The 25,135-nt window shown below is 64.2% G+C and carries 19 protein-coding genes; 6 read left to right on the top strand and 13 right to left on the bottom strand.

What is annotated here, in order from left to right; genetic code table 11:
- Positions 1-2: 2 nt before the first annotated feature.
- Entirely contained in the window at positions 3-944 is a 942-nt protein-coding gene (locus CHB88_RS01090; protein WP_089397442.1) for a S1C family serine protease, read from the bottom strand.
- Between the two features lie 645 nt (positions 945-1,589).
- Between CHB88_RS01090 and CHB88_RS25780 the strand changes: the two genes are divergently transcribed.
- The gene (locus CHB88_RS25780; protein ID WP_281254964.1) at positions 1,590-3,194 is read left to right on the top strand and encodes a methyl-accepting chemotaxis protein; all 1,605 of its coding nucleotides are present in this window, start codon (positions 1,590-1,592) and stop codon (positions 3,192-3,194) included.
- 239 nt (positions 3,195-3,433) lie between these two features.
- Here CHB88_RS25780 and CHB88_RS01080 read toward each other — a convergent pair whose 3' ends face one another.
- The 7 genes from CHB88_RS01080 to CHB88_RS01050 form a co-directional block, all read right to left on the bottom strand.
- A complete protein-coding gene (locus CHB88_RS01080) occupies positions 3,434-4,123 on the bottom strand; it encodes an SOS response-associated peptidase (RefSeq protein ID WP_089397441.1) in 690 nt (229 codons plus the stop codon).
- An 18-nt stretch (positions 4,124-4,141) separates the two neighbouring features.
- Positions 4,142-4,357 carry a hypothetical protein gene (locus CHB88_RS01075; protein WP_089397440.1) on the bottom strand — a complete coding sequence of 72 codons (216 nt, stop codon included), beginning with the start codon at positions 4,355-4,357 and terminating at the stop codon, positions 4,142-4,144.
- A 92-nt stretch (positions 4,358-4,449) separates the two neighbouring features.
- A complete protein-coding gene (locus tag CHB88_RS01070) occupies positions 4,450-5,430 on the bottom strand; it encodes a CAP domain-containing protein (RefSeq protein WP_089397439.1) in 981 nt (326 codons plus the stop codon).
- Positions 5,431-5,686: 256 nt separating this feature from the next.
- Positions 5,687-7,141: a sensor histidine kinase gene (locus CHB88_RS01065; RefSeq protein ID WP_089397438.1), complete on the bottom strand. Its 1,455-nt coding sequence runs from the start codon at positions 7,139-7,141 to the stop codon at positions 5,687-5,689.
- On the bottom strand, positions 7,138-7,821 hold the full coding sequence (locus tag CHB88_RS01060; RefSeq protein ID WP_089397437.1) for a response regulator: 684 nt from the start codon (positions 7,819-7,821) through the stop codon (positions 7,138-7,140). Before CHB88_RS01060 ends, CHB88_RS01065 begins: the two co-directional genes overlap by 4 nt.
- Before the next feature lie 159 nt (positions 7,822-7,980).
- Entirely contained in the window at positions 7,981-9,936 is a 1,956-nt protein-coding gene (locus tag CHB88_RS01055; protein WP_143131095.1) for a hypothetical protein, read from the bottom strand.
- Positions 9,937-10,089: 153 nt separating this feature from the next.
- Positions 10,090-11,433: a hypothetical protein gene (locus CHB88_RS01050; protein WP_089397435.1), complete on the bottom strand. Its 1,344-nt coding sequence runs from the start codon at positions 11,431-11,433 to the stop codon at positions 10,090-10,092.
- Between the two features lie 379 nt (positions 11,434-11,812).
- Between CHB88_RS01050 and CHB88_RS01045 the strand changes: the two genes are divergently transcribed.
- The 3 genes from CHB88_RS01045 to CHB88_RS01035 all read left to right on the top strand — a co-directional run bounded on the left by CHB88_RS01045 (position 11,813) and on the right by CHB88_RS01035 (position 15,040).
- Positions 11,813-12,784, top strand: a complete 972-nt coding sequence (locus tag CHB88_RS01045; protein WP_089397434.1) for a Bug family tripartite tricarboxylate transporter substrate binding protein — start codon at positions 11,813-11,815, stop codon at positions 12,782-12,784.
- A gap of 144 nt (positions 12,785-12,928) precedes the next feature.
- A complete protein-coding gene (locus tag CHB88_RS01040; RefSeq protein ID WP_089397847.1) occupies positions 12,929-13,993 on the top strand; it encodes an AbrB family transcriptional regulator in 1,065 nt (354 codons plus the stop codon).
- Positions 13,994-14,284: 291 nt separating this feature from the next.
- Positions 14,285-15,040, top strand: a complete 756-nt coding sequence (locus CHB88_RS01035; RefSeq protein ID WP_089397433.1) for an L-asparaginase — start codon at positions 14,285-14,287, stop codon at positions 15,038-15,040.
- 51 nt (positions 15,041-15,091) lie between these two features.
- Here CHB88_RS01035 and CHB88_RS01030 read toward each other — a convergent pair whose 3' ends face one another.
- Both CHB88_RS01030 and CHB88_RS01025 read right to left on the bottom strand, forming a co-directional pair.
- Positions 15,092-16,276 (bottom strand): MFS transporter, encoded by a 1,185-nt coding sequence (locus CHB88_RS01030; protein ID WP_176442278.1) that lies wholly within the window; start codon positions 16,274-16,276, stop codon positions 15,092-15,094.
- A 66-nt stretch (positions 16,277-16,342) separates the two neighbouring features.
- A complete protein-coding gene (locus CHB88_RS01025; RefSeq protein ID WP_089397431.1) occupies positions 16,343-17,329 on the bottom strand; it encodes a D-2-hydroxyacid dehydrogenase family protein in 987 nt (328 codons plus the stop codon).
- A gap of 322 nt (positions 17,330-17,651) precedes the next feature.
- On the opposite strand from CHB88_RS01025, the gene CHB88_RS01020 reads away from it, so the two are divergent.
- Complete coding sequence (locus CHB88_RS01020) at positions 17,652-19,508, top strand: phosphoenolpyruvate carboxykinase (GTP) (protein WP_089397430.1); 1,857 nt, start codon at positions 17,652-17,654, stop codon at positions 19,506-19,508.
- A gap of 111 nt (positions 19,509-19,619) precedes the next feature.
- Here CHB88_RS01020 and CHB88_RS01015 read toward each other — a convergent pair whose 3' ends face one another.
- The 3 genes from CHB88_RS01015 to CHB88_RS01005 form a co-directional block, all read right to left on the bottom strand.
- Positions 19,620-21,722: a putative bifunctional diguanylate cyclase/phosphodiesterase gene (locus CHB88_RS01015; RefSeq protein ID WP_217900116.1), complete on the bottom strand. Its 2,103-nt coding sequence runs from the start codon at positions 21,720-21,722 to the stop codon at positions 19,620-19,622.
- 497 nt (positions 21,723-22,219) lie between these two features.
- Positions 22,220-22,987 carry a TerC family protein gene (locus CHB88_RS01010; protein ID WP_089397429.1) on the bottom strand — a complete coding sequence of 256 codons (768 nt, stop codon included), beginning with the start codon at positions 22,985-22,987 and terminating at the stop codon, positions 22,220-22,222.
- Between the two features lie 159 nt (positions 22,988-23,146).
- Complete coding sequence (locus CHB88_RS01005) at positions 23,147-23,833, bottom strand: Bax inhibitor-1/YccA family protein (RefSeq protein ID WP_089397428.1); 687 nt, start codon at positions 23,831-23,833, stop codon at positions 23,147-23,149.
- 233 nt (positions 23,834-24,066) lie between these two features.
- Here CHB88_RS01005 and nhaR point away from each other — a divergent pair, with 233 nt between their 5' ends.
- On the top strand, positions 24,067-24,972 hold the full coding sequence (gene nhaR / locus CHB88_RS01000) for a transcriptional activator NhaR (RefSeq protein ID WP_089397427.1): 906 nt from the start codon (positions 24,067-24,069) through the stop codon (positions 24,970-24,972).
- Positions 24,973-25,135 lie beyond the last annotated feature (163 nt).

Genomic DNA, 25,135 nt, shown 5'->3' with positions numbered 1-25,135 from the left:
GTTTAGAAAGGCGGCATGCCGGCGGCGGAAGCTGCGTTCTCGATCGGCACGGCAAAGCCGATGCCGACGAAGACCCGCTGTTCGGTCGGATTGAGGATGGCGGTGACGATGCCCACCACCTCGCCCTCCGCCGTGACCAAGGGGCCGCCGGAATTGCCGGGATTGGCGGCGGCGTCGAACTGGATCAGGTTGGTGAGCAGGCCCTTACCCTCCGGCGAAACGAACTGCCGCCGCAGGCCAGAGACGACGCCGGCCGATACCGACGGCCCGATGCCGAACGGAAAGCCGACGGCGAACACATGGTCGCCGGGCGCGAGGTCGCCGGTGGAACGCATGGTGGCGGCGGTCAGGTCATCCGGGATGGTCTTGGCCTGCAGGATGGCGAGGTCATGCTCCGGCCGGATGCCGGTGATGGTGGCGTCGGACTTGGTGCCGTCGGAAAAAGTGAGCTCGATGCGGTCGGCGCCCTGCACCACATGCTGGTTGGTGAGGATGACGCCGGTGTCGACGATGACCACGCCGGTGCCGACGCCATACGGCGTCTTTTCCTCGCCATGCTTCTTGGCAAAGCTGGTGACGCGCACCACCGACGGCAGAATGGTCTGATAGGCGCGCACGGCAGGCGAGGGCAGGATGGTGTTCTGCAGCGTGTGCTTGACGGCGGCGTCGATGTCGGCCTGGGTCAGCGGCTGATGCGGCTGTCGCATGGCCAGCGATACGCCCAGCATGGACAGCAGGGCGAAGACCGCCAGCAGGTTGGCGCCGGAAGGGAAGCGCCGCTTCATGCCGGCCCAAGAAAAGGGGCGGTCCGGCGGCTGAATGGGTTGCTGCGGTTGCTGCGGCGGTCCCGCCGCGGTGGCGCCGGCGCGCGGCTGACCCGGCCCGGACGGCATAGCGTTGTCGGGCGTGCGCTTGGCACGGCTGTATAAGGGAGTTCGGCGCATGGCTATGTCCGGTGAGAGCCTGTTCAGTATCTTTGTGACATGTGCGCAGCCACGCGAACCGGTCGAATGCTAGGCGTGGCGACGCGACGTAGCGGGGCTACGGCAAGGAGCCGCAACGACGCAGGCGGCCGGTTCCCGTGGCTGCCCGAAGGGTTCAAGCAGGAAGGGCGCATTGCGGCGTTGCGGCGCTTGCGCAGGGGACCACCCTGAGCGGCGCGCCGCCCTTGCAGGGCGCGTACCGGCTGATAAGCCGGTACCGCTCCGCAGGCGAGCGGCATGCCGCTCGAAACCCCTGCTTCGCCCTTGCACTGCATCCCTTCCTGCTTGAACGCACATGCCACAAAGATGCTGAACAGGCTCTTATGACTTCACCTTAGCAGCCTTGGTTCGCCGTGACATGAGATGGATCAACGGCAAAATTTCGCTGCTTCCACGATGCGCGCAGGCTTGCTGCGCGCCAAGGCTGCCGCACCGGGCGTGCACCCGATTGGGCATGTCCATGTTCATGGGATGCCGTGCGGCATATTGCGAGCATCGGCAATTCCCTGTTTCATGATCATGGCAAAGCCGGCGCGGCAGCCTGATCCCGCTTCGACCGCGAACCGGCGGCTTTGTCTCCCATCCCGCAAAAAAAAGGAGTCGGCCATGGCCTTGCTTGCCCGCCTGCGTCTCATGCAGCGTTTCGGATTGATGATCGGCGTGTTCGCCGCCGGCATGGCGCTGTATGGCCTGTGGTCCTTCAAGACGCTCGACGACCTGCGGGTCAACGGACCGTTGTACCAGCGCATCGTGCAGAGCAAGGACCTGATCGCCGACATCCTGCCGCCGCCGATGTACGTGATCGAGTCATATCTGGTGTGTTTGCAGATGATGGACAGCAATGAGCCGAAGGAGAAGTCGGCGCTGGCCGAACGGCTGACCGCGCTGGCCAAGGACTTCGCCGAGCGGCAGCAATTCTGGAAGCAGCAGCATCTGGAGCCGGCGCTCGATGGCATCTTTGCGGAGGAAGCGCAGCCGCCGGCGCAGGCTTTTCTCGACATGGCGATCAAGGACTATGCGCCGGCCGTCTTGCGCGGCGATGCCACGGAGGCGCGCGCCGTGCTGGCGCGCATGAAGCCGCTGTACCAGAAGCACCGCGATGCGGTCGACCGCCTGGTCAAGGCGGCGACGCAACGCAACGAGCATGACGAGGCGGCCGCCAGGCAGCAGATCACCATCGGCAGCCTGGTCATGCTGGCGACGCTGCTGACGGCGCTGGCGACGGGGGTGGCGATATCGCTGGTGATCGCCGTCGACCTGCTGCGGCGCCTGGGCGGCGAGCCGGACTATGCGGCGCGGATCGCGCACGGCATCGCCAGCGGCGACCTGACGCAATCCATCGTGCTGCGGCCCGGCGACAGGAAGAGCCTGCTGTTCGACATGGGCCACATGCAGCAGATGCTGGCGCGGACCGTGCTGACGATACAGCGCACCGTCGATTCGGTGCATACCGGCGCGGAGCAGATTGCCCTCGGCAACCAGGATCTCGCCGCGCGCACCGAGGAGCAGGCCAGCGCCCTGGAAAAAACCGTGTCCTCGATTCAAACGCTGGCCGCGACGGTGCGCGAGAATGCGGACAGCGTGCGCCAGGCGAACGACCTCGCCGTCTCGGCATCGGAAGTCGCCGGCCGCGGCGGCGCGATGGTGGAGCAGGTGGTGCAGACCATGGACACCATCAATGCCTCGTCGAAGAAAATCGCCGACATCATCGGCGTGATCGACGGCATCGCCTTCCAGACCAACATTCTCGCGCTTAACGCTTCGGTGGAAGCGGCGCGAGCCGGCGAGCAGGGCCGCGGCTTCGCGGTGGTGGCCTCCGAAGTGCGCACGCTGGCGCAGCGCTCCGCCGCCGCCGCGCGCGAGATTCGCGAGCTGATCGCCGATTCGGTGGACAAGGTGGATGCCGGCGCGCGCCTGGTCCATGCCACCGGCCTGACGATGCGCGAAATCGTCGACAGCGTGCGCCATGTCACCGACATCATGGGCCGCATCAGCAGCGCCGGCGCGGAACAGCAGAGCGGCATCGAGCAGATCGGCCAGGCGTTGAGCCAGATGGATGCCGGCACGCAGCAGAACGCCGCCCTGGTGGAAGAAGCGGCGGCGGCCTCGGACGCCTTGCAGAATCAGGCGCAGAGCCTGGCGGGGGCGGTGCGGACCTTCCGGCTTGATGAGGGAGCGGCGGCGCACTCGGTGACGCACGACCGTTCGTAGCCGTGTGGAATCTTCCTGCTTCATGCAGGGGTGAAACCCGAGTTGTAAAACCCAGTTGTAAGACTATGTAAAGCCGATTTGATAACGGGGGCCGCACTCGTATAGTGAAATCGTCTTTCCAGTTCTCCTGGAGTTGAATTCCGCCCGCATTCCATGCGGGCTTTTTTTTGGGCGCCACGCCGCCATGGCGGCCAGCCGCGAGCACCGCGTGCCGGCCTGCGCTTGCGGCTGCCTCCCTCTCAATGGGCGTGCAGCGGCTCGATCATGCGCGGCGTGCTGCGGCCCACCTTGTTGACCTCGGTGCTGACTTCATACCATTCGAAGCTGTCGGGCGGCAGGGCGAAATAGCGCGCCATGTGCTCCGCCTGTTCCTTGGAGAAGCCGGCATCCATCCACAGCTGCGCATCTTCCGGCGCCAGCACCACCGGCCTGCGGTCGTGAATGTCCACCATGCCGCCGCCGGCGCTGGCGGTGACGAGCACGAAGCCGCCGTCTTCCGAGAGCTCCTTGTCCAGCCGGAAATTCGTCAGCGCCGCCATATAGAGCGGGGCGCCGTCGCGGCGGCGCACGTACCACGGCTGCTTGCTGCCGCGCTCGCCGGTCCATTCGTACCAGCCGTCGGCGGGCACGATGATGCGCCCGTTCTTCCACATGCCGCGGAAATAGGCGCTGGTGAGGGCGTTCTCGATGCGGGCATTGATCGCCACCGGCAAGTTCTTTTCCGCGCCCCAGCTCGGGCGATAACCCCACGGCAGCTCGCGCATCGCCGGCGCTTCCTCCATGCAATGCATGATCCAGTGGCCGGCGCCGGGCGTGCAGTTGTAATTGTCGATCGGAACTTCCGGCAGCGCCGAGACCACGCTGTCGGGCCAGCTCAGCCCGCGCGCGTAGTCCGCCGGGCTGGCTTTCTGAGTGATGCGGCCGCACATGATGGCCCCCGGGAGCGGTTAATGGGCGTCCAGCAGGCGGTGCGCGAGCGCCTTGGCTTCTTCGAGCGCTTCCTCGGGCGAATCGGACAAGGCCTCGGTCAGGTGCTGCGCGCCGTCGGCGCTCCGGCTTTCCTGGCCGGTGATCAGCACCACGCCCTGATATTTCCCGCCGGCGAGGCGCTGGATGTCGGCCTCGATGCGCTTGTCGCCCTTGGTGTAGGTGATGGCTGCCATGCTCGCTCCGTCGTCATGTGTCGATGACGATAGGACTGGCATGGCGGCCGCAGGTTCGCCGGCGGGAAGTCGCCGGCGTCCCGGTAGGTGGCTTACTGAGTGGTGAAAGACCAGCTTCGGGTGACCGGAGCGCCATCGACCGTGCCGGTGAACTGGACGTCGTAGGTGGTGCCGGCGCTGAGCACGTTGAGCGGAACAATGGCGGCGGCCGAGGTCGGGGTTTCGGCATCGCTGCTGTTGACCAGCAAGCGAGTGGTGAGCGGCGCACCATTGCGCGGCGCGACGGTGAAGCTCTGCACCGTCACCGTGGACGTGATGTCGGCATGCACGCTGATCGGATAGCCGACTTCATTGCGGCCCGGCACCGGGTCGGGTAGCTCGTTGTCGCTGAAGAAGCTGCGCGGCACCCGCTGCTGGCTGGCGAACGGATAGACGAGCATCTTGCCCTTGCCCAGCACGCTGGTGAGCGGATAGGCGGTGAAGTCGGCGGTGAAGTAGGTATTGCCCCCGGTTACCGTGCCGACGCCGCCGCCTACGCCCTTGAAGGTCGGTTCCATGACCACGAAGCGATGGTAGATGGCGGCGATCAGGTCTTCGGCGGCGATGAAGCCCGATGTATCCGGCGTGCTGGAAATGACTTCGCCATAGGCATAGCTGGTGTTGCTGTTGAAGGTATAGCTAGCCGCCACGAGACGGTCGCCGACGCTGACGCCGGTGAAGCCGGGCAAGCCCTGCGTTTCGTCATGGGTGATGGTGTTGTTCAGGCGCTGGTAATTCGAATGCGCGGCGGCCGCCTTGTCGATGCGGGCATCGCGGGTGAAGGCGGGCAGGCCCATCTGCTGGCGCCGGTAATTGAACCAGGCGATGCCGTCGGTGGCGGTGTTGCCGGTGGCGGCCGGTGCGCTCGTTTCGCCCGCGACGGTGGCCGCCGACGGCCCCTGCGTCGTGCTCACGCCGCTGAGGGTATTCGACCCGCTGCTGCTGTTTCCGCCCCCGCCGCCGCATGCGGCAAGCAGAAGGGCAACGATCAAGGCGGAGGCAGCCGAGGGGGCTTGGCGGGAGATGAAGCTCATAAAGTTCCTTGTGAGACGACATGACGTGAATCGATCATGCCTGAATGCATCGCATTGTAAAAGCTTGGTGCCTGAAACAACGGGAAGTGTGTAGGGTTTTGTCGGCGAACTGCCGCAAATGGTTTCCAACCATGCGGAATTGGCAATATCTTCGAGGGCTTGCTGGTCACGAGGTATATAGGACAGGAAGCGGGTTGAACTGGCTCCGCTTGCATATTGCCGTCAAACAGTCTTTCCACAATTAAGCAATCGCAACTCAAGCGGCTTTCACCGCCGTCTTGGCCTCGAACCACACACCGACTTTCAGTCCCATTCCGCTGTCGCCATCGTCAAGCGTGATGCGGGCGCCATGCAGGGCGGCGATGTCGCGCACGATGGTCATGCCCAGTCCGGTGCCAGCGCTGTTCACCGCCTGCGCCGACGGCGCGCGGTAGAAGGGCGAAAAGACTTTCTCCCGCTCGCCTTCGGGAATGCCGGGGCCAGTATCCTCCACTTCCAGCAGCGGCGCGGGATCGGCCTTCACCCGCAGGGCGACGCGACCGCCGGCCGGCGTGTAGCGGATGGCGTTATCCACCAGGTTGCTCACCATCTCGTGCAGCAGCAGGGCGCTGCCTTCCACCTCGACATCCGGCTCTGCCTCCAGCGACAGGTCGATATCCTTCTTCACCGCCTGCTGCGCCAGCTCCAGCCCCACCTGCTGCGCCAGATCGGCCAGCGACAGGCGGGTGCGCTCGCCCTCGGCCACGCCGTGCTCGGCACGCGCCAGCGTCAGCAGGCGGTTGGCCAGGTGAACGGTGGCATCGGTGGTGCGGGCGATGCTGGCGACGATGTCGCGCAGCGCCCGCGGATCGTCCTCGCGCAGCGCCATCTCGGCCTGGGTCTTGAGCACCGCCAGCGGCGTGCGCAGCTGGTGCGAGGCATCGGCGATGAAGCGCTGCTGGCCGCTGATCAGCGTGCGCAGGCGCGTCATGTAACCGTTCATCGCCTCGATCAGCGGCCGCACTTCGCGATGCACGAGGGCGGGATCGAAGTCCGACAGGTCGGTGGGCGTGCGCGCCTCCACCGCCTGGCGCAGCTGCATCAGCGGCCGCAGCACGAAGCGCACCGCGATCCAGGCCAGCATCACCGCCGCCAGCACCAGCGCCGCCTGGCGCCACAAGGTTTCCAGCAGGATGCGGCGCGTCAGCTCGCTGCGCGCTTCATAGGATTCGCCCACCTGGATCATGGCGATGCCGCGCATGCTCTCGTCGTAGACCGGCTGATACAGCGCGGCGATGCGCACCGCCTCGCCGCGGTAGGTCGCATGATAAAAGTACACCAGGGCCGGATAGATGTCGGAGCGCGGCGTGTTCTTCGGCATGGCCGGCAGGTCGTCGTAGCCGGCGACGAACTCGCCGTGGATGCCGGTGACCTTGTAGTAGATGCGGCCCAGGGTATCGGTCTCGAAGCTGTCCAGCGCCACGTAGGGCACGTCGGCCACCAGACGGCCCTGTCTGACGCTGACCCGCTCGGCCAGGGCGCGGGTGGAAGCGAGCAGGGAACGGTCATAGGCGAGGTCGGCGGCATCGAGCGCGTTCTGGTAGACGAACACCGCATCCACCGCCACCAGCAGCACCAGCGGGATCAGCAGCCAGCGCAGCAGCTGGTTGCGCAGGCTGCCCAGGCGCAGGCTGCCGCGCAGGCGCCGTCCGGGCGGCCGCGGGAATGTCATTTCGGGGCGGCGACTTCCAGCAGATAGCCGATGCCGCGCAGGGTGGTGATGGCGACGCGACCCTGCTCGATTTTTTCCAGCTTCTTGCGCAGGCGGTGCACGTAGATTTCGATGGCGTCGATGTTGGCGTCGTCATCCAGCGCGAACACATCGTCGAACAGCTTTTCCTTCGACACCGCCCGGCCGGCGCGGGTGATCAGCGCCTCCAGCACCGCATGCTCGCGCGGCGTCAGCGCCAGCGGCGCGCCGCCATAGCTGAACATGCGCGACACGGTGTCGAAGCTGAGCGCGCCGCAGGACAGCGTCACCGATTCCTGCCCCTGGGAGCGGCGCAGCAGCGCCTTGACCCGGGCTTCCAGCTCGGCCAGCTCGAAAGGCTTGGACAGGTAGTCGTCGGCGCCGAGGTTGAGGCCCTGCACCTTGTCGTTCAGGCCGCCACGCGCCGTCAGCACCAGCACCGGCGTCTTGCTGCCGCGCGCGCGCAGGCGGCGCAGCACGTCCAGGCCATCCATCTTCGGCAGACTGAGGTCGAGGATGACCAGCGCATACTCCTGGGTATGCAGCAGGGCGTCGGCATCGGCGCCGTTCATCGCGCATTCGACCGACAGCCGGGCATCGCGCAAGGCCTTGGCGACCCAGTGCGAGAGCTCGGCATGATCTTCTACCAACAGGATGCGCATTGCGGCGTAATGTGAGATGAGGGGATGAAAGTATCGTGCAGCCGGCGGAAAACGACAAGGGCCGGCGCTGCAGCGGGATTATCCGGCAGGCAAGGCGGGAGCACTATAGCCGAGCCTCGCCCTGCTGCCGGTAAGCCCTCGATACCGGATCAACGCCGCTCAGGGCTTCGCATTGGGCATTTCACCGCCCATCATTGCCTGGGTGAGCGCCATTGCCTTGTTGAGATTCTCCACCACGGCCTGGCTATCGCCCTTGAGAGAAACGGAGCGCATCCATGCCGGGATGAAGATTTCATTGAACTTCGACCCCAGATCCCGCAGCACGTACTGCTGCCCTCTGAGCGTGATCAGCATGTTGAGCGCCCCATCGCGAACGAAGAATTCCGGCCTGCATTCCGCGATCACCCCGGCACTCAGCGCGGGAACACTGCTCTTGGTAAAGAAGAGTTGTCGCACATCGTCTTCAGGAAGCGGCTCGTCGCTCAGCTCGAGCATGTTTTCGACATTGGCCTGTTGCTTTGCCTCGTTGACCACCGGCTCGCGCAGCTTGGCGAAGCCGGGAATCAGCCTGTCGTTCGCCAGCAAGCCGAACAGCACGCCGTTCTCGTTATGCCCCCGGATGCCAACCACCCGGATGAGCTGCGCGTAATATTTCTCCACCAGCGGCGCGAGTTTCCGAAGCTCGGGCGGCATCGACGACTTGTCGACGCCGGTGGCCGCCATGGATGCATGCAGGATGAGTTTCTGCATCAGCTCGAACTGCCATCCGGTGATCACGCGGTCCTTCACCAATGCTGTACGCAGGTCCTTGAGTGCGCCGAGCATGGGGCCGCCGGACATGGTGCTCAAGTCGGGAAAAGACGCGTTCTCCAGGCCGATCCGGTTGATTCGCTTGGGATCGGCAGTGATGTTATGCGCTGGCGCCGCTTCCCGCAGATACATCATGATCGACTCCCGGAACCTTGGGTACGAGCGATCCTTGATGGGCTCGGTTGCAAAAGCATCATCAACCAGGGAGCTGGCATGAACGGCGAGTGCGGGACTGAGGAAGGTCAGCCCTCGAAGACTGATGTCCAGTTTCTCATCAATGATCTGGTTGTAAGCCCTTCGGCCCAGCGCCTCGCTTTCGTCATAAAGCTTGTCCAGCTTGGCTATCTCCAAACGCAGAAGCTTCACGTCGTCGGCCAATGCAGGATTTTTCTCAACCAGATAATTCCACATCCGGTCATTGAAAAGATTGTCCTTGAGGAAGCGCCTGGCCAAATCCACGGGTTTCAATTTCCCCGGATTGGTTTCATAGAATTTGATGACATCTTCCCGCGCCCGGCTGTACGAGGCCGCGAGGCTGAAACCCTGGCGCTCATGGTGCTCGGCATAGGTCGACAGCATCGTGCCTGGCATCAGCGCAGCCGACACCGCATCCAGCGTAGGACCGAAGCCAATCCTGGTGAACGCCATATTGGCGTTTTCAAATATGGTCTCCTGGACGCTGCTTGCGCTCTTGCCTGCCAAACCGTCGAGGATCGTCAACACGTTCTTTTCCTGTGTTTCGATACTTTCCTGATTCACGCTAACCAGATTGGCAATCGAGCGCAAGCGAGGTGAAAAGCTGCTCTTTCTTTTCAGAGCAAGCATCGCCATGAGGAGCGTTTGTGGCGTTTCTTCCGTGCTGATCGTGACGATGCTCACACGAGGCCACATATTGAAAAACGAAATTCCGGCCGGCAAACGTTCGAACCGGCCGTTTTCGTTTCTCTTTCGATGGTTTTTCTCAAACTCTTCCATCACCTTGAGATACACATTGCCGATGACCAGAGACGGTGATCTGACCAGGCGCTGAATCGCAACCTGCTTGTCGGCGAGTTCAATCTCGTTTTCCGCAAATGACCCGGCGACACCCTCTTTCTTAGTCCGCAGGAGCGGATCGCGGAGGGTAGTGGAAATCGCAAAGGCAAAACCTGCGACTATGATTCGGGGATCGGCCCCGGAGGCGTTGATGGAATTCTTGAGCATGGGGAAGAGGCACTCGATGACAAATACGTCTGTATCAAAAACCTTGTCCTTTACATACTTGTTCAGGTTCCCATTCTGGAGTTCTGCGGCGATGACAGGCAAAAACGGGTTTTGCTTGAGCTGTTCGAAGAGCGCATTGGTGAATGCCGGTCTTATCTCCGCGGGGAGTTTTCCAACTGCCTCGTCAAAGCCTTCTCTCGACAAAGGTGGCACTTTCAACCCATTGGATAAGACATAGGTCGTGCCATCGAGCGTTTATTGATAAGTTGCCCCTTCCAATGAAGGGATGCGCTCGCGTCTTCTCACATCCGCTGCCGCGTTCCAGAAGTCCTTCTTGTTCAAGAACTTCTTCATTCCGCCAATCCCGACCACAGTCCATTCGTTCCAGTCCCGCTTGGGTGGCTCCGGCGGCTTGGGTGGTTCTGGCGCCTTTTCTCCTTCCCCAGGGGCCTTTTCCTTGGCCGTGGCACCTTCCTGCTTCGCATTCCCGCCAGCCTGATCCTTGTAGGAGGAAGCGCTCAATCGCTTCTCAAGGCTTGCCATCTGCTGCTGGTAGCGACCCGCTGCGCCCTGATACGCCTTCCTCACCTTTTCCACCTGCATCGCAATCGTTTTCGAATTGAAGGTCAATCCGGTCTGCGGGTCCCGCACCATCGTCAGGCCGGGATTGGCTTTCAGCGTCGCCTGCATGCCGCTCAGCATGGCCATTCGTTCAGCCCGCTCGGCAAGGGCATGGAAGCTGTTGGAAGTCTGCAGGAAGGCTTCAGTCAATCCCGAGGGCGCTGTGCCTGACATCATGAGTCCCCGCACTTGGGTGCGCATGGCATCCAGTCGGCTCTCATAAGCTTCCAACGTGGTTGCAATGCTTTTCGCTTTCTGCGGGGAGGTTGTCACGGATGCCGGCTGGGATGGATTGCGTTTCTGCGACGTCGGCACGGGCTGGGATTGCACCGGATTGTTGGCATGCGGGACGGTTCGCCGGTTCATAGGCTGGCTGGCTGCAGGCGCCAAGGATGCGGTCGCATTCGTTACGGCGGCTTGCTTTGGAATCGGTTGCAAGACACGCGGCGCGACTTGGCGAGGCGCTTGTTCCACCTTGCTTGCATAGGAAGCGGCTAACCGGCTTGAAAGCGCATCGATGCTGGACGCGGCAGTTTCCGGCAGCTGGCTCATCACCGCTTTCAGGGGACTCCACAATTCTTGCGGCACCTTGGCCAGCAAGCGATTTTCGAGGAAGCTTTTGATATCCGGATCTTTCTTCTTCATCTCTAGTTCGAGGTCTTTGAAAAAAGGGCCGAGCGCCTGCTGGAAAAGCTTGCCCATGCCGGCCCCCTTGTCACCAAGCCAGTTCAGACCGATTGCCAAAGCCTGGCCGGCGCTCTTTCTGTCAATGAAGATGGCCGAGAGCACAACGCCAGTAGCAGCAATGATGATGGCCGCCTGGGCAGGGGTAAATGGAAAGCCTAGGATGGTGAGTGTGAGTTCGAAGGCAATAGCCACCTTCTCCGGCGGAGACACTGGCAATTGATCCGTCTGGCTTCCGGGGCTGGCAGGTTGAAGCTGATAACCTTGCGGATTGAACGCGGTATTCGTGCTCATGGTTCGGTTCGCCTTTCAGTAGTCGAGGACGGTCATCGCCTCCAAGAAATGCCGGTCTCGGGCTGGCACATGCCGTTTGGGGCCGTATCGCCAACGCGCTCGAAACAACCTCTTGGAAATGACTGATTCCGATCTTGTTGACGGTTTTGTTCACTTGATGGGCGGCATTGCTTAGCAAAATCCATACCGCTGAATGGCCAAGTTCCTCACGCAGGTTTTTGCCGGTCAACGCGGTCCTCCTTGCGCAACAATCGAAAATTGCTTGGGCAGCGTTCTCGCAAATTGACCCGGCAGGCGAGCCCCCAATGCATTACAGTTCCGGTTTTCCCCTCCTGCGATTCCTGCCGCGCGCCGGCATGAACAGAAACACAGAAACCTCATGCGTTCAGCATTGAAGCACCTCATCGCCGCTGCGGCGGTATGGACAAGCGCCGCCGCCATGGCGTCTCCGCAATGCCTGGTGCCGGCCAAGCCCGGCGGCGGCATGGACCTGACCTGCAAGCTGACGCAGAAGGGCCTGGCCGATCTGCTGCACGCCTCTGCCGCCGAGAGCCAGATGCAGCTGAGCTACATGCCGGGCGGCGTGGGCGCCGTGGCCTGGAACGCCATCGTGTCGCAGCGGCGTGCCGAAGCCCAAACGCTGGTGGTGTTCTCCGGCGGCTCCCTGCTCAACCTCGCGCTCGGCAAGTTCGGCAAGTCCTCGCCGGCCGACGTGCGCTGGGTCGCCGCCCTGGGCGCCGACTACGGCATGATCGCGGTGCGCAGCGATTCGCCGTACAAGACGCTGAAGGACTTGATGGATGCCATCCGGCGCGATCCGGCCAAGGTCTCCATCGGCGGCAGCGGCACGGTCGGCAGCCAGGACTGGCTGAAGATGGCGCTGATCGCCAAGCGCAGCGGCATCGAGCCGAAGGCGCTGCGCTTCGTGGCGCTGGAAGGCGGCGGCGAAGCCTTCACCGCGCTCTCCGCCGGCTATGTGCAGGCGGTGTCGGGCGATGCTTCCGAAGCGCTGTCCTACGCCGGCAAGGGCAATGTGCGGGTGCTGGCGGTGCTGGCCGATGAGCGCCTGCCAGGTGCGCTGGCCGCCGTGCCGACCGCCCGCGAGCAGGGCTTCGACCTGAGTTGGCCCATCATCCGCGGCTTCTACATGGGACCGCAGGTGTCCGATGCCGACTACCGGCGCTGGGTGCAGGCCTTCGACCGCATGCTGGCGCAGCCGGCCTTCGACCGCATGCGCGCCGACTACGGCCTGTATCCCTTCGCCCTGACCGGCGACGCGCTCACCGCCTACATCCGCAAGACGGTGGACGGCTATGGCCGGCAGGCGAAGGAGCTCGGACTGGTGCGGTGACTTTGGCTCATTCGCGCAGCATCGCGGGCCGGCCGACGGCATGGCATGCGGAATGCACCCGCTCCGCTGCAGCCTCGCGAGGCTTCAGGTAGGCTTGCGGGGCCGCATGCGGCGGCAATGCATCGAAAGTTTCCGAATTCCGTCATGCCCATCGTTTCCCGCTCCGACCTCGTCCCCTTCATCCTTGCCTTTTCCCTCGGCCTGCTGGCCGCCGGGCTGTGCGTGTGGCTGGCCACGCCGCTGCCCTGGATGATCGGGCCGCTGCTGGCCACCGCCATCGGGCGCATGGCCGGCGTCGACCTGCATGCGCCGCTGGCGGTGCGCAGCGCCGGCCAATGGGCCATCGGCACCGCCCTCGGCTTGTACTTCACGCCGCCGGTGGTGCAGGTGCTGGCTTCCTACATCGGCTTCATCGCGCTCGGCATCGTCTTCGCCATGGGGCTGGGCCTGTTCTGCGGCTGGCTGCTGCAGAGGATGACAGGCATCGACCGCACCACCGCCTTCTTCGCCATGGCCATCGGCGGCGCGGCGGAAATGGCGGCGCAGGGCGAGCGCCACGGCGCCCGGGTGGATCGCGTCGCCGCCGCCCACAGTCTGCGCATCATGATGGTGGTGCTGATCATTCCCTTCGCCTTCAAGTTCTCCGGCGTGCATGGGCTGGACGCGTATCAGCCCGGCGCGCGCATCGTCAGCTACCCCGGGCTGGCGCTGCTGATCGCCGCCACCAGCGCGATGGCATGGCTGTTCCGCCGCCGCGACCTGCCGAATGCCTGGGTCATCGGCCCGCTGCTGGTGAGCATCGGGCTGACCGCCACCAACATCAACCTGTCGGCGCTGCCGGAGTGGATGGTGCATCTCGGCCAGCTGTTCATCGGCATTTCGCTCGGTTCGCGCTTCAGCCGCGAATTCCTGCATACCGCGCCGCGCTACCTCGGCTGCGTGGCGCTGTGCTCCACCGTCGCCATGCTGCTGGCGTTCGGCTTCGGCCTGGCGCTGTCGGCGCTCAGCGGCATCCATCCGGCCACTGCCATTCTCGCCACCTCGCCCGGCGGCATCGCCGAGATGAGCTTGACCGCCAAGACGCTGGAACTCGGCGTGCCGATTGTCACCGCCTTCCATGTGATGCGCATGGCGGTGCTGGTGATGACCATCGGTCCGCTGTTCAACCTGATGCGCCGCTGGCAGGCCGCGCGCGCCGGCGCATCGTAAAAATTTGCGGTTCGTTCATCGCACCTTTTCCGGCGCGCATGGTCAAAAATACAACTGGCGGGCGGCCGAAATATGCCGCTACACTTGAACTCATTGCATTCATTTAAGTCAGATGGCATCACGGCCGGTCAGCCGGCCGGCGCAACGACGCTGTCATCCTGACTGCATGGTGGCGGACCTGCGGATTGCTCGCGTTTTCCGCAATCGCACCCATGCAAGGCATGACCGTTTTTTCGTGTCCGCGCGGTTTTCAACGCTTCCATTCGACCATTATCAGCATCACTCTGACCAATGAAAGCAGTCGCACCAGGCACCGTCATCTTCCATCGCCATCGCGGGTATGGCGTCATCACGTCCGTCAACCTGCTGACCGGATGGGTCTCGGCCCGCTTCGGCAGCGAAATCCGCACCCTCGACCTGAACCTGTCCACCGACGAGCTGCAGCATGCCGACGGCGAGCCGATCCGCTTCCGCCGCTCGCCGCCGGACCGCATGCCGCATGCGCGGCTGATGGGCATGGTGCGCGAGCTGCATCGCGTCGGCTATCAAAGCCTCTATCTCTATAGCTGGCCGAAGCCGTCCGGCCTGCACTGGCGCTGGCATCTGTTCACCGGCCAGCGCAACTGGATCGAGCGTTCCTGGCGCGAAGGCTGGTACGGCTCCGGCGCCGACTACAACTTCAATCCGATCCTCGGCTGGGGCGACGCGCCCGGCGCCACCACGCAGGAACTGGCGAGCGCGCTGGCCCAGTTCGATCCGCAGGGACTGGCGCAGGCGCTGCGCCGCGACGAAGACCATACCGCCTGGTTCGACGCGGTGTGCGAGGCGCTGCTGCCCAACTATGCCTACACCCTGGGCTGGGATTACCGCGACGGGCCCTTGCCGGAAAGCCTGCCGGTGATTCCGGTGCGGCGCAACGTGCCCGAATATGCCGGGCCGCCGCTGCCCTGGCCGCCGGGTTGGACCCGGCTATGGAGCAATGGCCGGAAGCTGCAGACGGAGTTCATTCATCCGACCCGGCGCAAGCGTTCCGACACGGTGAAGTAAGCGGCGCCCGGCGCCGATGAAGCAAAGCCCCGCGTGCGGGGCTTTCGCATTTCAGGAGCGGGCGGCGGCGAGGCGGCGACCGGCTGCCATGCGCGAGGCGAGATACGAGATCAGCAGCGCCGAGCCGAGGAAGCCGGCGCCTATCCAAGACAGCCGCGAAGTGCCGAAGGAAGACAACACCAGTCCGCCGATGAAGGCGCCGCTGGCCTGGCCGAGATAGATGGCGGAGGAGTTGAGCGCCACCGAGGCCGAGGCCAGTTCCGGCGCCATCGCCACCAGCCGCACCTGCTGCGAGCTGTTGACCGCAAAGCAGCCCAGTCCCCACAGCACCAGCAGCAGCGCGGCAAGCGGCAGCGAACCGTGGGCCGCAGGCCAGAGCAGCAGGGCGGCAAACATGCAGCCCATGGCGATCATGCCGACCCGCACCGGGCCGATGCGGTCCATCATGCGCGCCGCCAGCACGTTGCCGGTGACGCCGGCCAGGCCGAAGCCCAGGAACAGCAAGCTGATGGCGGTGGGACCGGCGCCGATGAAATCCTTCAGCACCAGCGCCATGTAGGAGAACACAGTGAACATGCCGACCGCCTGGCAGGCGGTGACCGATACCGCGACCAGCAGCGGCGCGTTGCCGGCGAGGCGCTTCCAGGCGGCGCCATCCATGGGCGCGACGAACAGCCGCGAGGGAATCTGGCGCCACACCGCCAGCGCGAACAGCGCCGACATCAGGGCAACCAGGCCCATGGTCAGGCGCCAGCCGATGTGGGCGCCGAGATAGGCGCCGAGCGGCGTGCCGAACACGGCGGCAATGGACCAGCCGAGAAACACCAGGCCCATCGCCTGGCCGCGCGCCTCCGGTTTGACCATCAGTCCGGCAGTGGCGGCGGCCTGCGAGGTGAACACCGCCGCCACCAGCGCCGTGAGCATGCGTGCGCCGAGCAGGCCGACGTAGCCGGGCGCCAGCGCGCCCAGCAGATGGGCCAGCGCATACAGCGCGAGCGAGGCGGTGAGCAGCAGGCGCCGTTCGATGGCGGTGGTGAGGCTGGCGAGGATGGGGCCGCTCACGCAGATGGTGATGGCGAAGGCGGAAATCAGCATGCCGATCGAGGCCGGCGGCACGCCGAGATCGGCGCTGAGTTCGTTGAGCATGCCGGGCACGATCATGACGCCGGTGCCGATGGCGAAGTTGCCCAGGGTGAGGGACCAGAGCCGGGGCGGCTTGGAGGAATGCGATGACATGAAGGCGCGACGGGATGAACGGGGCATTCAGCATAGCAGCGTCCTCATGACGCCGTGCAGCATGGATTACTTCAAGATTTCCGGATTGATCAGATTCGTCGGTTCGCCGCGCGCGAAATTGAGCACGTTTTCAAACGCCGCCCGGTAGACCTGCTCGTAGCTGTCCTGCTCGACGTGGCCGATGTGCGGCGTGGCCAGCAGATTGGGCAGGCGCAGCAGGGGATCGGTCGGCGCCAGCGGCTCGTTCTCGAACACGTCCAGCGCCGCCTGGCCCGGCCGGCCGCGCTGCAGCGCTTCCAGCAGCGCGCCGGGTGCGATCAGTTCGGCGCAGCTGGTGTTGACCAGCAGCGACTGCGGCGACATGCGCGCCAGGTCGTCGGCGCCGACGATGCCGAGGGTGGCGTCATCCAGCCGCAGGTGCAGGGAGACGACGTCGCAGCCGGCGAAGAACGCTTCGCGCGAGGCGGCCGCAGCGTGGCCGTCGGCCTGGGCCCGCTGCCGGGAAGCGTCGCTGCCCCAGATGACGACCTGCATGCCGAAGGCGCGGCCGTAGCCGGCGACGAGGCTGCCGATGCGGCCGTAGCCCCAGATGCCGAGCGTGCGCCCCTTCAGCGAGCGGCCGAGGCCGTTGCGCGCCGGCGTGATCGAGGCGGCTTGCCACAAGCCTTCCTTCAGCAGGCCGGCATAGTCGCTGAGGCGGCGCATCGCCGCCATGATCAGCGTCCAGGTGAGTTCCGCCGTGGCCGTCGGGTCGCTCACGCCATCGGCAACGGCGATGCCCTGGCGCGTTGCCGCGTCGACATCGATGTGCGGTCCGACCCGTCCTGCCTGGGCGATCAGCCTCAGGTTGGGCAGCTTGGCCAGCAGCAGGCGCGGCAGGCTGGTGCGGTCCCGGTTGAGGACCAGCGCCTCGAAAGGCGCCAGCCGCACCGCCAGCTGGCCAACGCCGCGAGCGGTGTTGGTAAAGATTTTTACCTCATGGCCAGCGAGCAGCTCAAAGCATGGCAATCGACTTACGCTCGATTGATAGTCGTCAAGAATTGCGATTCTCATACGGGTATTGTTTCCCTACTTTTCAGCACACTTAGTATTATGTTAACCAATAGATAACCATGAACGGGGGTTGGTCAAAAATCAGTTCCCGGGTGTAAAATCGTATGTTCCGTAGCCTTATAGCAGCCCATGCCCGCCCCACCCTGGCGGGAAAAAGAGCTGATATCCGAAGCGCTTATCAAACGTGCTTCACCATCCGACAGACCGCCGTTCCGCTGTTGATCGAACGCCACCGCCGTTCCGAACCAGCCCTGGAAATCCCAAACGACGATCCTGCCGTGCCGCTACAACCGGTTTTTCTTTAGGCATTGGAGGTTTTATCGTGAATCAACCTGTCATGGGCGGCGTCACCGCCGTGAACGCCCCATCGTACGTCAAGCATCAGAAACTCATCAATTGGGTTGCCGAAATCGCCGCGCTCACCAAGCCGGACAGCATCTACTGGTGCGACGGCTCCCAGGCCGAGTACGACCGTCTGTGCGAACAGATGGTCGCCGCCGGCACCATGAAGAAACTGAACCCGGCCAAGCGCCCGGGCAGCTTCCTCGCCAACTCCGATCCGTCGGACGTCGCCCGCGTCGAAGACCGCACCTTCATCTGCTCCGCCACGCAGGAAGAGGCCGGCCCGACCAACAACTGGGTCGCCCCGGCGGAAATGCGCGTCACCCTGAACGGCCTGTTCGACGGCGCCATGCGCGGCCGCACCATGTACGTGGTGCCGTTCTCCATGGGCCCGCTCGGCTCGCCGATCGCCCACATCGGCATCGAGCTGTCCGACTCCCCGTACGTCGCCGTCAACATGCGCATCATGGCGCGCATGGGCAAGGCCGTGTATGAAGTGCTCGGCGAGAACGGCGAGTTCGTTCCCTGCGTGCACACCGTCGGCAAGCCGCTGGCCGCCGGCGAGAAGGACGTGCCGTGGCCCTGCAACGACACCAAGTACATCGTCCACTATCCCGAGACCCGCGAGATCTGGTCCTTCGGTTCCGGCTACGGCGGCAACGCATTGCTGGGCAAGAAGTGCCTGGCGCTGCGCATCGCCTCCGTCATGGGCCGCGACCAGGGCTGGCTGGCCGAACACATGCTGCTGCTCGGCGTGGAATCGCCGGAAGGCAAGAAGCACTATGTCGCCGCCGCCTTCCCGTCGGCCTGCGGCAAGACCAACTTCGCCATGCTGATCCCGCCGAAGGGCTTCAACGGCTGGAAGGTCACCACCATCGGCGACGACATCGCCTGGATCAAGCCGGCCGCCGACGGCCGCCTGTACGCGATCAATCCGGAAGCCGGCTACTTCGGCGTCGCCCCGGGCACCAACTTCGAGACCAACCCGAACTGCATGGCCTCGCTCAACGAGAACACCATCTTCACCAACGTCGCGCTGACCGACGATGGCGACGTCTGGTGGGAGGGCATGACCAAGGAAGCGCCGGCGCACCTGATCGACTGGCAGGGCAATGACTGGACGCCGGAGATCGGCAAGCAGACCGGCCGCAAGGCGGCGCATCCGAATGCCCGCTTCACCGTCGCCGCGACGCAGAACCCGGTGATCGACCCGGCCTGGGACAATCCCGCCGGCGTGCCGATCTCGGCCTTCATCTTCGGCGGCCGCCGCTCCACCACCGTGCCGCTGGTGACCGAAGCCCGCAACTGGGTCGAAGGCGTGTACATGGCCGCGACCATGGGCTCCGAGACCACCGCCGCCGCCACCGGCGCGCAGGGCGTGGTGCGCCGCGACCCGTTCGCGATGCTGCCCTTCATCGGCTACAACATGAGCGATTATTTCGACCAGTGGCTGAAGCTGGGCGAGAAGATCGCCGCGTCGCCGGCCGAGCTGCCGAAGATCTACTGCGTCAACTGGTTCCGCACCGACGAGAACGGCAAGTTCGTGTGGCCGGGCTTCGGCGACAACATGCGCGTGCTGAAGTGGATGCTGGACCGCGTCGAAGGCAAGGCCGGCGGCCAGGAGCATGTATTCGGCGTCACGCCGCGCTTCGAAGACCTGCAGTGGGAAGGCCTGAACTTCTCGCAGAACCAGTTCGACAAGATCACCTCGATCGACAAGGCTGCCTGGGAAGCGGAATTCAAGCTGCACGCCGAGCTGTTCGAGAAGCTGAAATACCACCTGCCCAAGGCGCTCGAAGAGACCAAGGCGCAGATGGAGAAGCGCCTGGCGGCATAAGCCTGCCGTCGTTCGCCCCGCTCGCCGGGGCGGCGCAGAAAATGAAAAGCGCGCCGGGTTCGCCCGGCGCGCTTTTTTTCATGCGGCCGCGGACGTCGGCGGCAGGTCCGGTCAGGCCAGCAGGGCGGCGAAATCCTGATGCGCCATCGGCTTGCCGAAGTAGTAGCCCTGCACTTCGTCGCAGCCATTCTCCAGCAGGAAGCGGTGCTGCGCTTCGGTCTCCACACCTTCCGCCACCACCTTCAGGTTGAGGATGTGGGCCAGCGAGATGACGGCGCGGGTGATGGCGGCATCGTCCGGATCGGTGGTGATGTCGCTGACGAAGGAGCGGTCGATCTTCAGCTTGTCCACCGGCAGGCGCTTCAGATAGTTCAGGCTGGAGTAGCCGGTGCCGAAATCGTCGATCGCGATGCCGATGCCGAGCTGCTTCAGGCGGTGCAGGGTATGCAGCGACTTTTCCACGTCGCGCATGATCACGGTCTCGGTGATTTCCAGTTCCAGGCAGGCAGGGTCCAGCCCGGTGTCGCGCAGCGCCTGCTCCACCACGTCCAGCAGGTCGTCGCGCAGCAGCTGGCGCGGCGACAGGTTGACCGCGATCGGCAAAGGCGGGGCGCCGGCCCGCTGCCAGGCCACCGCCTGGCGGCAGGCGCTGCGCAGCACCCATTCGCCGATCTCCACGATCAGGCCGCTTTCCTCCGCCAGCGGAATGAAACGGCCGGGCGGGATCGGGCCGTGGCTGCCGTTGTGCCAGCGCAGCAGCGCTTCGGCGCCGACCAGGCGGCCGGTCTTCAGGCAGACCTTGGGCTGGTAATGCAGCAGGAATTCGTTGCGCTGCAGCGCATTGCGCAGGCGGCTGAGCATGCCCAGACGCTCGGTGGCGTTGACGCTCATCTCTGCCGAAAAGAAGGCGAAGTTGTTGCGCCCGAGTTCCTTGGCGCGGTACATCGCCGCATCGGCGTTGCGCAGCAGGGTCTCCGCATCCAGGCCGTCGTTGGGATAGATGCTGATGCCGATGCTGCAGGTGACGTGCAGCTCGATACCGTTGGCCGACCACGGCGCCGCCACCGCTTCCAGCAGGCGCTGGACGGTGTCGGTGATCGACGCTTCCGACGGGTGATTGTGCAGCACGAGCACGAATTCGTCGCCGCCCTGGCGCGCCACGGTATCGCTGGCGCGCATGCAGGAGGTCAGGCGCGAGGCGACGATCTTCAACAGCATGTCCCCCGCCGGATGGCCGAGGCTGTCGTTGATGAATTTGAACTGGTCGAGGTCGATGAAGGCCACCGCCGCCAGGCTGCCGGCCCGGCTGGCATGCAGGATGGCCTGCTGCAGCCGGTCGTGCATCAGGTTGCGGTTCGGCAGGCCGGTGAGGGCGTCATGCGTGGCCTGGTGGCGGATGCGTTCCTCGTAAAGCTTGCGCTGGGTGATGTCGATCACCGTGCCTTCGAAGAACAGGATTTCGCTCGCCGCGCCGCGCACCGTGCGCGCATTCTCCGAAATCCAGATGATGCTGCCGTCCCGCCGATAGACCTCCGACTCGAAGTTCATCACGCCGTCCTGCGTGTTCATCAACGCCAGGAATTCGGCGCGGCGGCGCGGATCGACGTAGAGCTGACGGTCGAGATGACGCAGGTTGAGCATCATCTCCTGCGGCGTCTCGTAGCCATACATGCGGGCCAGCGCCGGGTTGACGGCCAGGTAGCCCTTGTCCGGCGTGGATTGGAAGATGCCCTCGATCGAATTCTCGAAAATGCTGCGAAAGCGCCGTTCAGCTTCCGCCAGCGCATGCTCATTCGCCTTGCGCTGCGTGATGTCCTGGATATATCCGTCCAGCGCCACATATGCGTTGCCCTCGCGCACGCCGATGCCGCGCTCCCACACCCAGTGCACCGTGCCGTCGCGCCGGCGAATGCGGTATTCGATGCTGAAGCGGCGATTCGTTTCCAGCGCCGCGTAAATGCCGTCGCGCACATGGATACGATCGTCCGGATGGATCACGTCTTCGTAGGCGATCACCTGGTTGGCGAGGAAGTCTTCCGCCAAATAACCGGTCAGGGCTTCGCAACCCTGGCTCATGAAAATCATGGTCCAGCTGTCGTCGATGAGGCAGCGGTAGACGAGGCCGTCAAAGTTCGCCAGCAGGTTGCCCAGCATGCCGGCGTCGCCGTCGAGCGCGCCCGTCGAAGCTGCGAGGGCGGGCGTCGTGTTGACCATTTTCTTCCTTTCCAAGCTCGGCCGTTCCACGCCGGCAAGCATGGGGCGGATCGGCGCCTCTTCGACGTTTCCCAAAGGAAATCATGATGCCACGAAACAATGTGCGCCGCAGCAAAACGATGCCTCTATGCCGAAAATGAATCTATGGAGTGGCTAAAACGGCAAAGCTGCCATGGGAATGGCCAACGCCGAGGGAGGAAAGGCAAGGGGGAAGCGGGAAAAGGAAAGAGGCCACGGCGCCGCGACGCGCCATGGCCCGACTGAAACCGGATGCTGCAAGAAGAAGCGACTACCAGCTGCGAGTGCGAGCCGGGGTGCGGGCCGGAGCACGCGCCTTGCCGGCGAGCAGGCGGGCCTGCAGTTTTTTCCAGACGAAGCCGGCGACCGCCATCAAGATCATTTTTCGCATGATGCACCTGTTTCCGAAAGCGCCGCCGCGGCGGCAATAAGAGTCAGACTCCCGGCCCGGAACCCGGTTCCGGGCATGGTCTTGCGGCTCAATGCTGCTTGTGCGGCTCGCGCTCGTGGCCGTAGCCCGCATGCTGCGACGCCGGCTTGCTCGAGCGCCTGCGCAGCCGGATGTTGAGCATTTCCACCACCACCGAGAACGCCATCGCGCTGTAGATGTAGCCCTTGGGCACATGATGGTCGAAGCCTTCGGCGATCAGCACCACCGCCACCACCACCAGGAAGGACAGCGCCAGCATCTTGATGGTCGGATGCTCGGAGATGAAGCGGCCGATGGGGCCGGCAAAGAACATCATCAGGCACACCGAGGCGATGACGGCGGCGATCATCACTTCCACCAGGTCGACCATGCCGACGGCGGTGATGATGGAATCGAGCGAGAACACCAGGTCGATCATCATGATCTGGGCGATCACGCCGGCGAAGCTGGCCTTCACCTGCATCATCGCCTCGTTGCCGCCGCCCTCGAAGGATTCGTGGATTTCGCTCACGCTCTTCCACAGGAGGAACAGGCCGCCGCCGATGAGCACCATGTCGCGTCCGGAGATTTCGTTGCCCATGATGGTAATCAGCGGCGCCGTCATGCCGACGATCCAGGACAGGATGAGCAGCAGGCCGATGCGCATGAACATCGCCAGGAACAGGCCGACGCGGCGCGCCACTTCCTGTCTTTCCTTGGGCAGCTTGTCGACCAGGATGGAAATGAAGATGATGTTGTCGATGCCCAGCACCAGCTCCAGGGCGGTCAGGGTCGCGAAAGCCATCCAGATTTGCGGATCGGCCAGCATGTCCATCATGGGAATCTCCTCGTGTATAGGCGTGTGATGCGGCGGCGCGGCGGAACGATTGCCGTTTGCGCCTGCCGAAAAAATGAGGGCGTCACGTTCGACACATGACGCCCCGCGTCCTGCGGAAACGCGCCGCCGGGCGGCGCGTTCCCTGCTCAGCAACCGTCCTCAGTCATTGCTGCTGGCAAAGCCGAGCAGTTGCAGCAGGCTGGTGAACAGGTTGAAGATCGAGACGAACAGCGTCACGGTGGCCATGACGTAATTGGTTTCGCCGCCATGGATGATGTTGCTGGTCTCGTAGAGGATCATCCCGGACATCAGCAGCACGAACACGGCGGACACCGTCAGCGACAGCGCCGGAATGCTGAACAGCAGCGCGCCGAGGCCGGCGAGGAAGGCCACCAGCACGCCGACCGCGAGAAAGCCGCCCATGAACGAGAAATCGCGGCGGCTCACCAGCACGTAGGCGGAGAGCGACATGAAGATCGCGGCCGTGCCGCCCAGCGCCATCATCACGATCTGGCCGCCGTTGGGCAGCTTCAGGTAGTGGCTGATGATCGGACCGAGGGTGTAGCCCATGAAGCCGGTGAGGGCGAACACGAAGGCCACGCCGAGGCCGCTGTCGCGGTTCTTGTTCACCAGGTAAAGCAGGCCGAAATAGCCGAGCAGGGTGATCAGAATGCCGGGATGGGGCAGGCGCAGCGCGGCGGACGCGCCGGCGACGAGCGCGCTGAAGCCGAGCGTGAGCGCCAGCAGCATGTAGGTATTGCGCAGCACCCGGTGCGAGGCCGTGTCGATGACGGTGGTGCTCGACTGGGAGGCGCCGAAGCGCAGGCTGTTGTAGCGGTCTACCATATTGATGTCCTTTGATGTGCTGATGCGATGAAATCCAGAAGCGATGGGCGGTGAAACGATGGCTGTGCGGCGGCCATGAAAAAGTGGCGGCCGCCCGGTGCGCATGGCGCGACGCTTACATCGGCAACTCCTCGAATGAATCCATTGTGTCGATCAGGTGGAATGATGGTAAGGTTGCACTCATTCTTTAAAAAGCGAAGATATTGGAAGCATCGCTTCGGAAAAAACAGAATATGAAAATTTCCACGCTCAACTACCGGCATCTCTACTACTTCTGGATGGTGGCCAAGGAAGGCAGCGTCACCCGCGCCGCGGAGCGGCTGGATGTGGCGATTCAGACCATCAGCGCGCAGCTTTCGCTGCTGGAACGCTCGCTCGGCAAGTCGCTGCTGGCGCCGTCCGGACGGCGGCTGGTACTGACCGAAGCCGGCCGCGTGGCCCTGGGCTATGCCGACCAGATCTTTTTGCTCGGCGAACAGCTGCAGGATGCGCTGGCTGAAAGCGAGATCGGCCAGACCATGCGCCTGACCGTGGGCATTTCCGATTCCCTGCCCAAACTGATCGCCTCGCGCCTGCTGGAAGCGGCACTGAAGCTGCCGGAGCGGGTCAAGCTGGTATGCCATGAGGACGACTTCGAATCGCTGCTGGGCGACCTGTCGGTGCACAAGCTGGACGTGGTGCTGACCGACCGGCCGGTGCCCTCCGGCACCACGCTGCGGGTGTTCAGCCACCTGCTCGGCGAGAGCGAGATCACGCTGTTCGGCGTGCCTGAACTGGCCAAGCGCTACCGCGACGATTTCCCGCGCAGCCTGCACGGCGCGCCGCTGCTGCTGCCGACGCGAAACAACGCCATCCGCGGCCGCCTCGACCACTGGTTCGAGGTGAACGACATCCGTCCCGACGTGGTCGGCGAGTTCGACGACAACGCGCTGCTCAACACCTTCGGCCGCAGCGGCATCGGCCTGTTTCCCGCGCCATCGGCGCTGGCCAAGGATGTGCGCGAGCAGTTCGGCGCGATGCCGATCGGCGAGCTGCAGGTACAGGAGCAGTTCTACGCCATCTCCAACGAACGCAAGATCAAGCACCCGGCGATCGAGGCCATCATGTCGGAAGTGCACCGGGAGATCTTCGCCAAGTAAGTCCATGCATGGCGGCATCAGCCACGCGGCGGCCGGCCTCGTGACGCATCGACGCTGGCTGCGGATCGCCATGCCGGCCATCGCAGCGCTGCGGCCATCATGAGGCGCGGCCTGCGCCGCTCTTTCGGCGTGCGAGGGCCGACGGCGGCATCCATGTATTTTC

The sequence above is a fragment of the Noviherbaspirillum humi genome (genome assembly GCF_900188095.1).
Lineage (GTDB): Bacteria > Pseudomonadota > Gammaproteobacteria > Burkholderiales > Burkholderiaceae_D > Noviherbaspirillum > Noviherbaspirillum humi.
Note: the sequence above shows the minus strand (reverse complement) of the source record. Positions and strands in the feature narration are given on the sequence as shown.

What these genes read in the sequence shown, in the direction of transcription:
- CHB88_RS01050 (WP_089397435.1), bottom strand. Translation starts at nt 11,433, where the DNA reads ATGAGCACGAATACCGCGTTCAATCCGCAAGGTTATCAGCTTCAACCT.
- CHB88_RS01045 (WP_089397434.1), top strand. Translation starts at nt 11,813, where the DNA reads ATGCGTTCAGCATTGAAGCACCTCATCGCCGCTGCGGCGGTATGGACA.
- CHB88_RS01070 (WP_089397439.1), bottom strand. Translation starts at nt 5,430, where the DNA reads ATGAGCTTCATCTCCCGCCAAGCCCCCTCGGCTGCCTCCGCCTTGATC.
- CHB88_RS01015 (WP_217900116.1), bottom strand. Translation starts at nt 21,722, where the DNA reads ATGGTCAACACGACGCCCGCCCTCGCAGCTTCGACGGGCGCGCTCGAC.
- CHB88_RS01080 (WP_089397441.1), bottom strand. Translation starts at nt 4,123, where the DNA reads ATGTGCGGCCGCATCACTCAGAAAGCCAGCCCGGCGGACTACGCGCGC.
- CHB88_RS01065 (WP_089397438.1), bottom strand. Translation starts at nt 7,141, where the DNA reads ATGACATTCCCGCGGCCGCCCGGACGGCGCCTGCGCGGCAGCCTGCGC.
- CHB88_RS01060 (WP_089397437.1), bottom strand. Translation starts at nt 7,821, where the DNA reads ATGCGCATCCTGTTGGTAGAAGATCATGCCGAGCTCTCGCACTGGGTC.
- CHB88_RS01035 (WP_089397433.1), top strand. Translation starts at nt 14,285, where the DNA reads ATGAAAGCAGTCGCACCAGGCACCGTCATCTTCCATCGCCATCGCGGG.
- CHB88_RS01090 (WP_089397442.1), bottom strand. Translation starts at nt 944, where the DNA reads ATGCGCCGAACTCCCTTATACAGCCGTGCCAAGCGCACGCCCGACAAC.
- CHB88_RS25780 (WP_281254964.1), top strand. Translation starts at nt 1,590, where the DNA reads ATGGCCTTGCTTGCCCGCCTGCGTCTCATGCAGCGTTTCGGATTGATG.
- CHB88_RS01030 (WP_176442278.1), bottom strand. Translation starts at nt 16,276, where the DNA reads ATGTCATCGCATTCCTCCAAGCCGCCCCGGCTCTGGTCCCTCACCCTG.
- CHB88_RS01075 (WP_089397440.1), bottom strand. Translation starts at nt 4,357, where the DNA reads ATGGCAGCCATCACCTACACCAAGGGCGACAAGCGCATCGAGGCCGAC.
- CHB88_RS01010 (WP_089397429.1), bottom strand. Translation starts at nt 22,987, where the DNA reads ATGATGGACATGCTGGCCGATCCGCAAATCTGGATGGCTTTCGCGACC.
- CHB88_RS01025 (WP_089397431.1), bottom strand. Translation starts at nt 17,329, where the DNA reads ATGAGAATCGCAATTCTTGACGACTATCAATCGAGCGTAAGTCGATTG.
- nhaR (WP_089397427.1), top strand. Translation starts at nt 24,067, where the DNA reads ATGAAAATTTCCACGCTCAACTACCGGCATCTCTACTACTTCTGGATG.
- CHB88_RS01040 (WP_089397847.1), top strand. Translation starts at nt 12,929, where the DNA reads ATGCCCATCGTTTCCCGCTCCGACCTCGTCCCCTTCATCCTTGCCTTT.
- CHB88_RS01005 (WP_089397428.1), bottom strand. Translation starts at nt 23,833, where the DNA reads ATGGTAGACCGCTACAACAGCCTGCGCTTCGGCGCCTCCCAGTCGAGC.